This is a genomic window from Bacillus sp. IBL03825 (assembly GCF_024712505.1).
Lineage (GTDB): Bacteria > Bacillota > Bacilli > Bacillales > Bacillaceae_G > Bacillus_A > Bacillus_A wiedmannii.
Genome location: NZ_JAMXKE010000001.1, coordinates 2,480,488 through 2,493,941 on the forward strand (window position 1 = coordinate 2,480,488; position 13,454 = coordinate 2,493,941).

16 protein-coding genes are annotated in these 13,454 nt (G+C 32.4%); 10 read left to right on the forward strand and 6 right to left on the reverse strand.

Features of this window, described 5'->3' with window-relative positions; translation table 11 throughout:
• Window positions 1-288: 288 nt before the first annotated feature.
• The gene (locus tag NHG49_RS12735; protein ID WP_098112170.1) at window positions 289-501 is read right to left on the reverse strand and encodes a hypothetical protein; all 213 of its coding nucleotides are present in this window, start codon (window positions 499-501) and stop codon (window positions 289-291) included.
• A 287-nt stretch (window positions 502-788) separates the two neighbouring features.
• Here NHG49_RS12735 and NHG49_RS12740 point away from each other — a divergent pair, with 287 nt between their 5' ends.
• Together NHG49_RS12740 and NHG49_RS12745 are read left to right on the forward strand one after the other, a co-directional pair.
• Window positions 789-1,499: a class I SAM-dependent methyltransferase gene (locus tag NHG49_RS12740; RefSeq protein WP_000787500.1), complete on the forward strand. Its 711-nt coding sequence runs from the start codon at window positions 789-791 to the stop codon at window positions 1,497-1,499.
• 120 nt (window positions 1,500-1,619) lie between these two features.
• The gene (locus NHG49_RS12745) at window positions 1,620-2,027 is read left to right on the forward strand and encodes a VOC family protein (RefSeq protein ID WP_098112129.1); all 408 of its coding nucleotides are present in this window, start codon (window positions 1,620-1,622) and stop codon (window positions 2,025-2,027) included.
• A 49-nt stretch (window positions 2,028-2,076) separates the two neighbouring features.
• Here NHG49_RS12745 and NHG49_RS12750 read toward each other — a convergent pair whose 3' ends face one another.
• Entirely contained in the window at window positions 2,077-3,762 is a 1,686-nt protein-coding gene (locus tag NHG49_RS12750) for an alpha-keto acid decarboxylase family protein (protein ID WP_081257103.1), read from the reverse strand.
• 107 nt (window positions 3,763-3,869) lie between these two features.
• Here NHG49_RS12750 and NHG49_RS12755 point away from each other — a divergent pair, with 107 nt between their 5' ends.
• The 5 genes from NHG49_RS12755 to spoIISB (NHG49_RS12775) all read left to right on the forward strand — a co-directional run bounded on the left by NHG49_RS12755 (window position 3,870) and on the right by spoIISB (NHG49_RS12775) (window position 6,819).
• Entirely contained in the window at window positions 3,870-4,352 is a 483-nt protein-coding gene (locus NHG49_RS12755) for a MarR family winged helix-turn-helix transcriptional regulator (RefSeq protein WP_064474158.1), read from the forward strand.
• A gap of 166 nt (window positions 4,353-4,518) precedes the next feature.
• The gene (gpmA, locus tag NHG49_RS12760) at window positions 4,519-5,256 is read left to right on the forward strand and encodes a 2,3-diphosphoglycerate-dependent phosphoglycerate mutase (RefSeq protein ID WP_064474159.1); all 738 of its coding nucleotides are present in this window, start codon (window positions 4,519-4,521) and stop codon (window positions 5,254-5,256) included.
• Between the two features lie 332 nt (window positions 5,257-5,588).
• Window positions 5,589-6,329, forward strand: coding sequence for a type II toxin-antitoxin system SpoIISA family toxin (locus NHG49_RS12765; RefSeq protein ID WP_222661167.1), 741 nt, complete (start codon window positions 5,589-5,591; stop codon window positions 6,327-6,329).
• Window positions 6,330-6,441: 112 nt separating this feature from the next.
• Window positions 6,442-6,567: a hypothetical protein gene (locus tag NHG49_RS12770; RefSeq protein WP_064474161.1), complete on the forward strand. Its 126-nt coding sequence runs from the start codon at window positions 6,442-6,444 to the stop codon at window positions 6,565-6,567.
• A gap of 75 nt (window positions 6,568-6,642) precedes the next feature.
• Window positions 6,643-6,819 (forward strand): stage II sporulation protein SB, encoded by a 177-nt coding sequence (spoIISB, locus tag NHG49_RS12775; RefSeq protein ID WP_064475198.1) that lies wholly within the window; start codon window positions 6,643-6,645, stop codon window positions 6,817-6,819.
• Between the two features lie 43 nt (window positions 6,820-6,862).
• On the opposite strand, the gene NHG49_RS12780 is transcribed toward spoIISB (NHG49_RS12775), so the two are convergent.
• The 3 genes from NHG49_RS12780 to NHG49_RS12790 are packed head-to-tail and all read right to left on the reverse strand — an operon-like array spanning window position 6,863 to window position 9,000.
• A complete protein-coding gene (locus NHG49_RS12780; RefSeq protein ID WP_064475199.1) occupies window positions 6,863-7,138 on the reverse strand; it encodes a hypothetical protein in 276 nt (91 codons plus the stop codon).
• Between the two features lie 26 nt (window positions 7,139-7,164).
• Window positions 7,165-7,959: a hypothetical protein gene (locus NHG49_RS12785; protein ID WP_176713062.1), complete on the reverse strand. Its 795-nt coding sequence runs from the start codon at window positions 7,957-7,959 to the stop codon at window positions 7,165-7,167.
• A gap of 60 nt (window positions 7,960-8,019) precedes the next feature.
• Window positions 8,020-9,000 carry a WXG100 family type VII secretion target gene (locus NHG49_RS12790; RefSeq protein WP_064475200.1) on the reverse strand — a complete coding sequence of 327 codons (981 nt, stop codon included), beginning with the start codon at window positions 8,998-9,000 and terminating at the stop codon, window positions 8,020-8,022.
• A 332-nt stretch (window positions 9,001-9,332) separates the two neighbouring features.
• Between NHG49_RS12790 and spoIISB (NHG49_RS12795) the strand changes: the two genes are divergently transcribed.
• A complete protein-coding gene (spoIISB, locus tag NHG49_RS12795; protein WP_000852619.1) occupies window positions 9,333-9,509 on the forward strand; it encodes a stage II sporulation protein SB in 177 nt (58 codons plus the stop codon).
• Window positions 9,510-9,650: 141 nt separating this feature from the next.
• Window positions 9,651-11,120, forward strand: a complete 1,470-nt coding sequence (gene pepD / locus NHG49_RS12800; protein WP_064475201.1) for a beta-Ala-His dipeptidase — start codon at window positions 9,651-9,653, stop codon at window positions 11,118-11,120.
• 587 nt (window positions 11,121-11,707) lie between these two features.
• Here pepD and NHG49_RS12805 read toward each other — a convergent pair.
• A complete protein-coding gene (locus NHG49_RS12805; RefSeq protein WP_098111442.1) occupies window positions 11,708-12,178 on the reverse strand; it encodes a DUF5065 family protein in 471 nt (156 codons plus the stop codon).
• 453 nt (window positions 12,179-12,631) lie between these two features.
• Here NHG49_RS12805 and NHG49_RS12810 point away from each other — a divergent pair, with 453 nt between their 5' ends.
• Window positions 12,632-13,291, forward strand: coding sequence for a CatB-related O-acetyltransferase (locus tag NHG49_RS12810; RefSeq protein ID WP_000682543.1), 660 nt, complete (start codon window positions 12,632-12,634; stop codon window positions 13,289-13,291).
• Window positions 13,292-13,454 lie beyond the last annotated feature (163 nt).

Sequence of the window (13,454 nt, forward strand, 5' to 3'; positions counted from 1 at the left end):
AAGCGTTTTTATTTTATAAATTAAACAAAAATTTCATTTAATAAGTATTCAAAAATCAAAAAAGAGCACTCAATAAAGTGCTCTCGTGACGAGATTCATTTTGTAATGACTATTTCAAATTATAAAGAAAGGAACACAGAATATTATATGTGCGTGTAGTCAATTGAGTTCGTTTTTTACAAACAAAGAGCAGCTAGAAAAAGCTAACTGCTCAATACTAGGAGATACAGAGAAGACTACTTTAAATGAATCTTGGCATATAGCCTAAATACAGTATTGACCGAATATTTATTTTAAATCCAATTTATTTAAAGTAAACATCCCAATAGATATAATGACTGCGCTTGCTGCAGAACCTAGCAAGTCTCTCCAGCCTAATGTATTTAGAGGTGTATCTGTTAAATCCATAATTAAGAAGAGAGCAAACATTAATACACCAAATGCTAAGCATCCCCAAAATGTTTGCAAATATTTAATCATCTTCTTTCGGAACTTGCTCATATACATCACCCTTGTTAACGCTTTATATTCTTATAAATAAATTGCGGAAATTTATGATTATTACCTTTATGCTCAATGCACAGAAGCTGATTGAGAGTGGCGATAAAAACCCAGCAGAAGCGTTAAAAGAAACATTGAATCCACGGAATGAAGAAGCTGTTAAAATGGTTAGCTGTACTTGGATTTTAAAGACAAAAACTCCTATTGAATATAGGAGTTTTTTCTTTGTTTGAAAGTTCAAAAAGATATATAATAATTTTCTGACTATTAAATTTGGAGGGGTATAAATGAAAAATGAAACGTTGCATACTCAAGAAGATATTAATAAAATGCTCGATTCGTTATTAAGACCGGCAGAACCATTTTGGAATGAATTTTATGAGAATAGAGAAAAAGATGTTCCGTTTTTTGAAAATGTTCCAGATGAGAATCTAGTTTCGTATATCCAAAAAAAGCGGGTTTCAAAAGGAAAAGTACTAGAACTTGGATGTGGTCCGGGTAGAAACGCAATTTATCTAGCAAATAAAGGATTTGAAGTAACAGCAGTGGATTTATCTATAGAGGGCATTAATTGGGCGAAAGAGAGGGCGTTAGCAAAAGGAATAGAAATCGATTTTATTTGTGATTCGATTTTTAATTTAGAGTGTCAAAATGATTTTGATTTTGTGTACGATTCGGGCTGTTTACATCATATTCCACCGCATAGAAGAATAAATTATGTGAATTTAATTAAAAACTCCTTGAAATCGGGTGGTTATTTTGGATTAACATGTTTTTCGGCAGGTGATTTAGATGAGCGAAATGGATCAGAAATAACAGATTGGGATGTATATAGAGGATGGAGTCTACAAGGTGGCCTTGCATATTCAGAAGAAAAATTAAGAGATATATTTGACGAGTTTGAAGTGATCGAAATTAGAAAGATGAAGCAAATTGACCAACCAAATACTATGTTTGGAGAATCATTTCTTTGGACAGCATTATTTAAGAAGAAATAAGAAAGTAGATAATTGACAAACTCATCGTTTTTATAGACAATATATTTATAAGAATATACGTTCGGTTTTTGCTTGCCGGTGTATGTTTTGCATAAATACATAACAAGGGGTTGTCTCTATATGAGTAACACAAATCAAAAAATTACTACGTTTTTAATGTTTGAAGGTAAAGCTGAGGAGGCGATGAATTTTTACACGTCGCTATTCGACCAATCAGAAATTGTAAGTATCTCTCGCTACGATGAAAACGGACCTGGTAAAGAGGGTTCTGTCATTCATGCAATTTTTACGTTAAATGGTCAAGAATTTATGTGCATTGATAGTTATGTAAAGCATGGTTTTACATTTACACCATCTATGTCTCTTTATGTAACTTGTGAGACAGAAGAAGAAATTGAAACGGTCTTTCATAAACTAGTGCAGGATGGATCCGTACTAATGCCTTTAGGTTCCTATCCATTTAGCAAAAAGTTTGGCTGGTTAAATGATAAATATGGTGTGTCTTGGCAGTTAACGCTTGCGGAATAAAAATTTAAAAAGAAAAAGCGTAGCCTATTTATAGTTACGCTTTTTCTTTTTAAGAATTTTGCTTGCCGAATCTTTCACCGAGTTTAGCTAACAATTCAGGCTGATCCTCTTGGCTCATTACAACTTCAACAAAGATAAGTCGATTCATATTAAAATTTATTTTAGTTAAGACTTCTGCTAACTCTATTTCATTTTTCACTTTAAATGTTTGGCATTTTTCTTCTGATCCGAATACGTTTGCTAGTTTCGTGTAATCCCATATTTGTATGTCATTATACGGTTGATTTTGGCCGTGAATTGCACGTTCAACAGTATATCCATTGTTATTGATTAAAAATATAATCGGTTTTAAATTTTGCCGAAGTATAGTCGATAACTCTTGAACAGTTAATTGGAAAGAACCATCACCAATAATTAAAATGTTACGCCGTGATAAATCAGCGAGCTGTGTACCGAGTAGAGCAGGTAATGTATAACCAATTGATCCCCATAATGGTTGTGCTACATATGTAGTGCTATTTGGTAAAGGGATAGCGGCACTACCGAAGAAAGGCGTTCCTTGCTCTGCAATTAAAACATCGTTTTCTTGTAAGAAATGGTATATTTGTTGCCAAAAACGTTTTTGTGTAACCATTTGTGCTTTTGGATTGAACTCTTCTGTCATAGATAGTGATTCTGAAATAAAGGGCTTCATTTCAAGTGTTTCCTCAATACGATGTTTGATTAAATCACTTAATTGTTCTAAAACATCTTTCATTACAACTGGTCCGTATTTTTTATCAATAATTTTCACAGTATAGGGATGGATTTCTATAACTTGCTCTTTCGTAAAACCTTGTGTAAAGCCGCCAGTAATAGTATCAGTTAATTTCACACCAATACTAATAATACAGTCAGATTCATCAATTCTTTTTCGTATGTATGGAGAACTAACATCCCCAGTATAAATTCCTATAAATTGAAGGTGTTTTTCAGGGAATATTCCTTTTCCCATACTTAACGTTGCGATAGGAAACCCAGTTTTTTCTACGAATTGATGCAAATATTCTTCCGCATGAAAACGAGCCACTTCAAAATCAGCTAAAATAACAGGTTTTTTGGCACTGTTTATTTTTGAAGTCGCATGTAGAAGCATTTTATCCAGCGCATCTTTATTACTTAAAACTGGTTTATGTAAAATTGGTTCCGTAGGTTTATTAATTGGCTTATTATATACATCAATCGGTAATTGAATATGAACAGGGCGTTTCTCACTCCAACATGCACGTAACACACGGTCAATTTCCTCAGCGGCATGCTCAGGTGTTAATTTTGATTGTGCTACCGTGATTTCTCTATACATATTGGAGAAATGATCGAACTTTCCATCACCTAACGTATGATGAACGAGTGCTCCATTTTCCATTACTGTTGTTGGTGGTGTCCCTGTGATTTTTATAATAGGTACGTTCTCTGCGTATGAGCCAGCAACGCCGTTAATGGCGCTTAACTCTCCAACACCGAAAGTGGTAATAAGAGCCGCGATTCCTTTTATACGAGCATATCCATCAGCAGCATATGCTGCATTTAGTTCATTACAATTGCCAACCCACTCTAACTTTTCATGTGCTACTACGTCATCTAAAAAAGCCAAATTATAGTCACCAGGGACACCAAAAATATGCTCGATTCCTAATTCGCTTAGTCGGTCTAGTAAATATGTACTTACTGTATATTGCGTTTTCAATTGAATCATCTCCTAATTGTGCAGTGAATATTTCAATAGACTAAAGAAGTTCCAATGCGTTCATTAAAATATTGATTACTGGATTGTGGTATAATTTACATACAGGGGGAAAGTAGATGACACAACATAAAGAAGAACAGATGAATGAAGCATTAGCATTATTTTACTTTGCATATAAAACATTTACTGAAAAGCCAGATGAAATTATAAAAGAGTATGGCATACAACGAGTACATCACCGAATTTTATTTTTTATCGCACGCTTTCCAGGTATAAGCGTAAATGAGTTATTATCACTGTTAGAAATTAGTAAACAAGCTCTTCACGGACCACTACGACAACTTGTGGAAAAGGGCTTAATTGAGAGTAATGAAGCTACACATGATCGCCGTGTGAAACAGTTATCTTTAACAGAAATAGGTGTAGATTTAGAGAAAAAATTGAGCGATGTTCAAAGACAACAAATGGGTGCTATTTTTTCAAAATTTGGTGAATCGTGTGAAGAAAATTGGCATCAAGTTATGAATGAAATGGCAAATAGCCGATCAGGTTTTGATGCTTGGATGTCGAAGCGAGAAGTTGTAATCGATCAAACATAATAAGAAATATATCTGTTTTATAGTTTGAAAAAGAACAAATTTTATCCATACATTTGGCAACTATGGATTGGTCATAGAGTGAATGGATAAAAAGATACATTACTAGATACTTTATACGTGTACGCAATGGAACAATACAATTCACATTTCCGAGAGGGGAATTATTATGATAAAACTTGTACTTATTCGTCACGGACAAAGTTTATGGAATCTTGAAAATCGCTTTACAGGATGGACAGATGTAGATTTATCAGAGAATGGATTAAGTGAAGCGAGAGAAGCAGGAGCAATATTAAAGAAAAACGGATATACTTTTGATGTAGCTTATACATCTGTATTAAAACGAGCAATCCGGACGTTATGGATTGTACTTCATGAGATGGATCTTGCTTGGGTGCCAGTACATAAATGTTGGAAGCTAAATGAAAGACATTACGGTGCATTGCAAGGGTTGAATAAAGATGAAACCGCGAAAAAATATGGTGAGGAGCAAGTTCATATTTGGAGAAGAAGTATTGATGTAAGACCACCTGCTCTTACTGAGGATGATCCTAGATATGAAATGAATGATCCAAAATATAAAGCACTTAAAAAAGGTGAGTTTCCATTGACTGAATGTTTAGTGGATACGGAGAAAAGAGTACTTGATTATTGGCATTCAGAAATTGCGCCATCATTAAAAAGTGGTGAAAAGGTAATTATTTCATCACACGGTAATACGATTCGTTCGCTAGTGAAACACTTAGATAACCTTTCAAGCGATGGTGTTGTTTCATTAAATATTCCAACGAGCATTCCACTCGTGTATGAATTAGACGATGATTTACGTCCGATTCGCCATTATTACTTAAGTATGGACGGAGAAGTACCAGAAGGGGAAATTCCGAAACATATTTCTTTTTAACATGAAAATTTGAAACGCATGCTTGTCTACATATACAATGTAGATTCATGATAAAGTGAAACTTTAATCAGTGGGGGGTTCATCCCCATTGATTATTAGTTGAACCAATCGGGCTTTTAAGGGCAGTTGATCCCCTACCTAACTTCTATGCTTTCGCTAAATTTTCAGGTGGAGGTCTTACTGCCCGTTAATGCGTGGTAAAAGACGTGGCACCTTCTAATGTATATGCGATATTGCTAAATTTAGAAGCTTGTCCACGTCTTTTGTCATAAAGAGAGCTACTTGTGCATGTAATGATATCGTGAGTAGTTTTTGAATGGAGGGTGATGTCATTGGTGATCTCTAACATTCGAATCGGCTTATTTATTTTAGCAATCGTTTTTCTAGTTCTTGTTTTCTTTTACTGGAGAAATGAAGAGCTCTACGAGGAGAAGAAGCAACGAATTAGAAAGACTTGGTATGGGTTGTTTATAATATTAGTCACCGTGTATTTCATGATAAAAGGAATTGATTTAACCCTCTGGAAAAATCTTTTAATGTTCACTGCAATGGTTATTTTCGTTGATATCGCATTTATTTTAACACCAAATATTTCAGAAATATGGGGAGCGAAATTTAGCGATATCGGTAAGACTGTTCAATCGATAAAACGGTCATTAATTGCTTCTAAAGCAAGAGGAGAAATATACACAACAATTATTCAAAATGTTAATCCAGCAGTATTCGGTACAATGGAATGGCATATGGAAGAGGAATATACAAAGAGCTTAAACGCATTTTTAGATTCGTATGGAGAAAAGATTGGTGCGAAAATTGTTGTATTTGAAGCGGCAAAAGAATTAAATACAAACTTTCGTGGTATCCGTTCTCAATTTAGTATTATCATTCCGTTAGAACACATTGAGCAATTGAATGAACAGAAAGCGGTGCAAGTAGAAAATGTCGGAATAATACCAGCAAAAATGGTGAGTGATGTTTTCATTGTTATTGATGGGAAGAAAAATAACCTGCAAGATCGAGATTTTGAAAATGTATATAATTTAACAATACATCATAGTTATTTTAGTAAATAAGGACAGGATTTTCTTCTGTCCTTTTCACTTATACATAAAGGGAAAGCAAATTTAGACAAACTTGTATAAAATCGGACAATCATTCCTACACTAGCACGTAGAGGTGATTGTAGTGATAAAAGATTATGACAATGATTTTTTTAAAGAAGAAAATGAAGATACAACTGATTTCTCGTTAATAAAAGGAGATACTTTGCAGCAAGTAGAAGAGTTAGAAGAAGAATTAAAAAGAAAATGATACGTGTACACGCTGTCTACATTTGCGATATAATATAAATAGAAGATTGTATCTTTTTGAAGAGGGGGAGAAGAGATGGCTGAAGTAAACGTACAAAAATCTTCATTTTTTAAAGAAAAAAAAGAAGAACCAAATACAGATTTCTCTCTTGTGAAAGGTGCATTGACTCAAAATATAGATCGATTAGAAAAATTTGTAGAGGCAATTCCATATAAGTATATAAAAAAGGGTAATTTAAAAGAGAATGCGTAAAAACATTCTCTTTTAAATTATCTCTTTATGATTTGTTTATGCGTTATTTCTTTTTTTGTTTAAAAATGATTTTATACATAAAATACCCAAGGGCTGCAAAAATGAATCCAATAGCAGCACCAACTATTTGTTTCATAAACAATAAGTATAACGAAGCAATAATTAGGGTAAATAAGATTAAAATTAATACATACTTTGAAATAAATTCTAACCCTTTGTACACTAGTAGAATGACACCTGAAAGAACAGTGATGATAGGTAATATCCTATTTTCGAAAAAGCCTTCCTTTTTTTTGCTAGAATGCTGTTGTTTATTCAATATAAATATACTCCCGTCTTAAAGGATTAATCTTTTATTAGTTTTGTTATTTCATTTACGAAAAGATTTTTGGTTAAATAGGTTATATCAAAGGAATCATTTATTATATTTCGAGTTAATAGCCATTGGGTGTTGGGTGATTCAATAACAAAGAATCCATTGTCAGAAATAACCTCATTCTTTTCGGTTGTATCTAGACGCATAATAGTGTAAATAGACTGTGTTGTTTTTAAATCTATTATCAAATTTTCAGCATATAAGGAATTAAATCCATTCTCTATTAACATTGTTTTCCCTTCTTGAATAGACAAAGGGAAAAACTTTTCAATATTTTGTACGATATGGTTTGGAAGAGTTCCTACAATGTCACTGCCTTTTTCTTCTTGCTGAAATACTAGCTGTAATAAATTTTTAGATTCTAAAAATAATCTATCGTCTGAAATTTCTTCGATTTTATGTGCAATACCATCTAAACTCTGATATGTAACGTTTGAAGTGTTATCAATATAAATGTTAGCAGTAATCGTTGTTTCGTTTATAAAATCGATTTTTTGAAGTAATAATGAAAGTTGCGGGTTACACATAGTGTTGAATAATTTCTCTATACTCGGTTGTAATTGCATTTCTTTAGTTTGTTGATTAAAGTTTAACAATCCTCTAGCATAAAGGGAATGCGCTGCAGTCAATAATATTTTTTCGACATCTGCTTTCTCTAGTTCATCATAAATAAGACTTAGTAATTCTTTTGCATAAGTTTGATTTTCTTTGGAATTCATTAGAAATGCTAATTCTTCTATAGAAACAATTTGTTTTTTATTCATAGCTCTGAAAAAGTCTAATTAGAGACTTTTTTTACCTCATTTCTTCAATTGATTTTTAATTTATTTTAAAAAATTAGTGAAGCTATCTGTAAAACTTGAAATACTCTCTTTAAACTTTTGACGAGGTACAAATTTATCTGCTAATTCATTGAATGCGGTTCCACCTACAGTAGAACCAATAATGCCACCTGCAATTGCACCAACAGCTGTACCAACTGGAGGGAAAATTAATGAGCCAGCTAATGCACCCGCTTCAGCACCCGCTACTCCACCTGCATAAGTTGAAGCTAAATTTCCAACTACCTTTCCTGTAGAATAAACTGTATCCATAGCAATATTAACACCAGCTTGAGAGCCATCATATTTTTTAAAATCACCTTGTATGGCGGATGTTAATGAACTTACTTCTCCTAATGCAGTAAGGGAAATGGAAGCTATACCAAAGGGTTTCATATTTTTTATAATATGCTTAGAAATATTAGATTCTTTAATACTATTTTTAGGAAGAGATTTATCTAATTTCCCTAATGATGCAGCGGTTTTTTCTAATGTTGAAAAGTCTTTTAAGGGAATTAATTTATTCCATATTTCTCCTGCCTTACCATTAACCCATTTACGAGTGACGATATCTACTAAATCATTTCTTTTTTTGTTAGGAATAACATTTAATACACCTGCCATTATACCTAATTTAACGGTGGGAGATAAGGAGGTCATCAATCCCTTTTTGAGAGATTCAAGCAAACTTCCCTCATTTGTAGATAACTCAGCTCCTGTTTCACTATCTACTTTTCTGAATTTTTCGGCCGATCTTTTTAGTTGAATTTCAATCTGTTGAAGGCAATGAATATATTTATTCATTACTTGGCTAGATTGTTGAAAATCATAATAAAACTTTTCTTTGGTAGAACCATACCAAATTGATTCAAGATATGAGATATCTTGTCGAAGGTTAGTGAATTGTACTTGTGCTTGCTCTTGAGCACTTTTAAACTTGTTAGCAGAAGCTTCTAATAATTCTGGAGTCACGATAATATTCAATATGGTTAACCTCCTTGTGTGAAAAATTATTTTAACCAAAAATATATTAGATTATAATTCCATTAAAATCTACTTTTTTATAATATCAAATATTATTATTAAATAGTAGATTAATATTGGTAATTTTATGATAATTAACAAAAATAAAAAAGAGAGAATGCCGGGTAGGAGTTAAAGATACAACTGATTTCTCGTTAATAAAAGGAGATACTTTGCAGCAAGTAGAAGAGTTAGAAGAAGAATTAAAAAGAAAATGATACGTGTACACGCTGTCTACATTTGCGATATAATATAAATAGAAGATTGTATCTTTTTGAAGAGGGGGAGAAGAGATGGCTGAAGTAAACGTACAAAAGTCTTCATTTTTTAAAGAAAAAAAAGAAGAACCAAATACAGATTTCTCTCTTGTGAAAGGTGCATTAACGGAAAATATAAATCGTTTAGAGAAATTAATGAATAATGGTACTTCAAAATATATGAGAGCAAAAAAAACGAAAGAAAATGCATAGTGCATTTTCTTTCGTTTTTTTATACGATTAAATATTTAAAGGGTGGATTTTAAAGGATGAAATAGAAAGGGAAAGTAACGAATCATGGTATAATGATAGCAGACTTACATATTATTTTGTCATTTTGAGAGGAGCTTAAAAATGTATTCTACTTTAGAACAATTAACAAAGCACCCTGTATTTTATCATTTTGCAGAAATTTCAAAGATTCCTAGAGGATCTGGTAATGAAAAGGAAATTAGTGATTATTTAGTTGGTTTTGCAAAAGAGCGTAACTTAGAAGTGATTCAAGATGAAGAAATGAATGTCATTATTAAAAAAGACGCAACTACTGGCTATGAAAATGTACCAGCTATTATCATTCAAGGCCATATGGATATGGTATGTGAAAAAAATCAAGCAACCGTACATGATTTTGAAAAAGATCCAATTGAATTACGAATCATTGGGGACATGTTATATGCAAATCAAACGACTTTAGGTGCTGATAATGGTATTGCAGTTGCGTATGCAATGGCTTTATTAGATGCATCAGACATTTCGCATCCAGCACTTGAAGTAGTTATTACTACTGAAGAAGAAACAACAATGGGCGGGGCTTTCGCTGTTGATGCAAATCACTTTGAAGGAAAGATTTTTATAAATATTGATTCTGAAGAAGATCATAAATTACTTGTAAGTAGCGCAGGTGGTGCGAAAGCTGTAGAAACAATTCCAGTAATATGGGATGAAGTGCCAGCGAATACGGATGCATACCGTCTATATGTTGGTGGTTTAAAAGGCGGACATTCTGGTATGGAAATTGATAAACAACGCGGTAATGCGAACAAAGTATTAGGACGAGTATTACGAGATTTATCAGCAAATATCCAATTTGATATAAATGAAGTTCACGGCGGATTAAAAACAAATGCAATTCCGCGTGAAAGTGTAGCTACAATTGTATTAGCTACAGAAGATGTAGAGAAAGTAGAAGAAAAACTAGAATCATGGACAAGAGTATTACAAGAAGAAATGCGTGCTGTTGATCCAGATGTTCATGTAACTCTTACAAAATTGGATGAGAAAGTAGAAAAAGTATTTGCTAAAGAGACGCAAAAGCAACTTATTTCATCATTATTCTTAATTCCAAATGGCATTCAAAGTATGAGCATGGATATTAAAGGCCTAGTAGAAAGTTCAACAAATTTAGGCGTTATTGAAACGTTGCAAGATGAAATTAAATTACGTAACGAAGTGAGAAGTTCTGTCAGTAGTTTAAAACAACATGTTGCAAATGAAATTAAATGTATTGCCGAATTAGTTGGTGCAACATTTGAAATAGAGTCGGAGTATCCAGAATGGCCATACAATCCGAATTCGCAAATTCGTAATTTGTTTGAAAAAGTGCATCAAGAAAAATACAACAAAGATGCTGAAATCTTCGCTGTACATGCGGGTATTGAATGTAGTGCATTCGTTCAAAAGATGCCTGACTTAGATGCAATTTCATTCGGTCCAGATATATTCAATGTTCACACTCCAGATGAACATATTAGTATTTCTTCTGTTGTGAATAACTGGGGCTTCTTCGTTGATGTAATGAAGGGTACGAAAGAATTAGCTAAATAATATGAATGAAATGAAAAGTAGCCTATAAAACTTTATAGGCTACTTTTTTGTATATAGTTTTATTAGAAATTCATTTTTACGATATCATTTAATTTTTGCTTTTATTTCTAGGGGAGATTATACCAAAGACTGCTCCGGATATTGCACCGATTAAAGTCATAAAAATTGTACTCCATGCTGCAAATGACATTATTACACCTCCACATAATAAATTATTGTTTCTTAGCCTTTTGAATAGAAATGATAATTGCAACAACTATTAAGAAAATAAGAGGAGACCAAGAATAGAAAGACATGTAACATTCTCCTTTCAATACTAATTTTATACCTTTATATAAATGAATTATCGCATGTTTTAAAATTGAACATATAGAATATGCAATATTGCATATCGAATTGTAGGACATAAAGAAGTAAAAATGGTTCGTGAATAAAAATGCTAATTGATAAAGAAGGTAAGGATTTCTTCTAGCCTTAAAAAGGGGAAACGATCAAAAAAGCTCCCTATATATAAGGAGAGCTTTTAAAATGATTTTTGTCTAATAAAAATGTATCCAATATTTTTTTACTGATGAGATAAATGTAAATTATTTTGAGATTTTAAAGCTGCCCCCATAATAATAATTTTCTCCAAGTTTCATAACAGCTACATATGTTCCTGGATTATAAACATTAGTAATAGGTGTAACAAATCTACCATAATTATGTTTTAGACCTGAGTCATAAATGGTTTTATATCTATGCAAGTTTATTTCATCATTTTCATTTCCACTCAATTGATATATTTTTACAATACCAGTATCTTTACCACCAGTATATATAGTAACATCGAATGTATCTCCATGCTTTAAGTTACCAACTGCTAACTCTTCTAAAAAATCTGCATTATGATGTAATAAAAAATAGCTTTGCCACCGCCAATTATCTGTAAATCGTGATTCTTTTTGTATAAGTTGCGATTCAGCAGACACAGGTGGGAGTGTACCAATTGTATTCGAAAATAAAAATCCTCCAACAGTCAATGCGCCAATAATTGTTGATTGCCTTAATAGTTTCATGTTCTAAACCTCCTATTTACTTAAGGATTCAGAAATCGTTTTTGTGAAAAACTAGCTGTGAAATCTAATGGATGATAATATCTTCTATAATCATATTAACATTTATTGATTTATCAGACAAATGAATAAATAATAAAACTATATCGAGGGAGTTAAGGCTAATATAAGAAAGAGGTTAGATGTATAGCTAAAAAATCTTTATTATATGTAATTGGGATTTGTTATTTGAAAACTCGATTGTTTTAATGCTGAAATTTCAATTCATACTTCAAGTTTCAGTACATAATTTTACAATTTGACTTATATAATTTATCACGATATGATTCCTTTATAATAAAAGAAAGGCTTGAAGACAATGATTCGTCGTTTGAGAAAGCTAAAAAATGTAGCAGTCGTAGTAAGCTTCTAAGTAAATAGCAAAATATATAATACTTAGAAGCGAGGAATAAAGTTATGAAGCATCCATTATTTAATCATTGGTCAGAAACAAAGTATTTAAAAGATATAGTAACAAATTCACTCATTGAGGTAGGAGAGTACTCCTATTATTCAGGTTATTATGGTCATCAAAATTTTGAAGATGGCTGTGTAAGGTATTTGTGGGGGGATGCTAAGTCCCGAGCGCTGTTCAATCCAATTGAACAGATGGGATGGCATCTTGATAAACTCATTATTGGGAACTATGTTTGTATTGCGAGTGGAGTAGTCATTTTAATGGGTGGTAATCATAATCATCACTCAGAATGGATTACAGTATATCCATTCGCTGAGCAAATTGAACATTCATATGAACCGAAGGGCGATACAGTCATTAAAAGTGATGCTTGGATTGGAATGAATGCTATTATTATGCCTGGCGTTATAATCGGTGAAGGTGCAATCGTTGCAGCTGGATCTGTCGTAAGTAAAGATGTTCCGCCGTATACAATAGTTGGTGGAAATCCTGCTAAGGAAATAAAGAAACGATTCACTGATACAGAAATGAAAATGCTAATGGAAATGCGTTGGTTTGATTGGGATAGAGAATTAGTTGAGAAGGCAATGCCGCTTTTATCTAGTTCATCTATTGAATTATTATATGATTTTTATAACAAGGAAGTAAAAAATAGATAGATCTGTGAGGGAAACTACATTCTATATAGGATGTAGTTTTTTTATTATAAAAAATTAATAATATAGACTAAGGAAAATTCATCTCTGGTATGAGTATAGTAAATAGCTGAATTAAATAATTAAAATCCTTGATAGCTAATAAAACCAGTGTGTCTCGATATTT

Excerpts from the sequence above, each read along its gene's own strand:
- NHG49_RS12735 (WP_098112170.1), bottom strand. The coding sequence starts at position 501 with ATGAGCAAGTTCCGAAAGAAGATGATTAAATATTTGCAAACATTTTGG.
- NHG49_RS12740 (WP_000787500.1), top strand. The coding sequence starts at position 789 with ATGAAAAATGAAACGTTGCATACTCAAGAAGATATTAATAAAATGCTC.
- NHG49_RS12745 (WP_098112129.1), top strand. The coding sequence starts at position 1,620 with ATGAGTAACACAAATCAAAAAATTACTACGTTTTTAATGTTTGAAGGT.
- NHG49_RS12750 (WP_081257103.1), bottom strand. The coding sequence starts at position 3,762 with ATGATTCAATTGAAAACGCAATATACAGTAAGTACATATTTACTAGAC.
- NHG49_RS12755 (WP_064474158.1), top strand. The coding sequence starts at position 3,870 with ATGACACAACATAAAGAAGAACAGATGAATGAAGCATTAGCATTATTT.
- gpmA (WP_064474159.1), top strand. The coding sequence starts at position 4,519 with ATGATAAAACTTGTACTTATTCGTCACGGACAAAGTTTATGGAATCTT.
- spoIISB (WP_064475198.1), top strand. The coding sequence starts at position 6,643 with ATGGCTGAAGTAAACGTACAAAAATCTTCATTTTTTAAAGAAAAAAAA.
- NHG49_RS12785 (WP_176713062.1), bottom strand. The coding sequence starts at position 7,959 with ATGAATAAAAAACAAATTGTTTCTATAGAAGAATTAGCATTTCTAATG.
- spoIISB (WP_000852619.1), top strand. The coding sequence starts at position 9,333 with ATGGCTGAAGTAAACGTACAAAAGTCTTCATTTTTTAAAGAAAAAAAA.
- pepD (WP_064475201.1), top strand. The coding sequence starts at position 9,651 with ATGTATTCTACTTTAGAACAATTAACAAAGCACCCTGTATTTTATCAT.
- NHG49_RS12805 (WP_098111442.1), bottom strand. The coding sequence starts at position 12,178 with ATGAAACTATTAAGGCAATCAACAATTATTGGCGCATTGACTGTTGGA.
- NHG49_RS12810 (WP_000682543.1), top strand. The coding sequence starts at position 12,632 with ATGAAGCATCCATTATTTAATCATTGGTCAGAAACAAAGTATTTAAAA.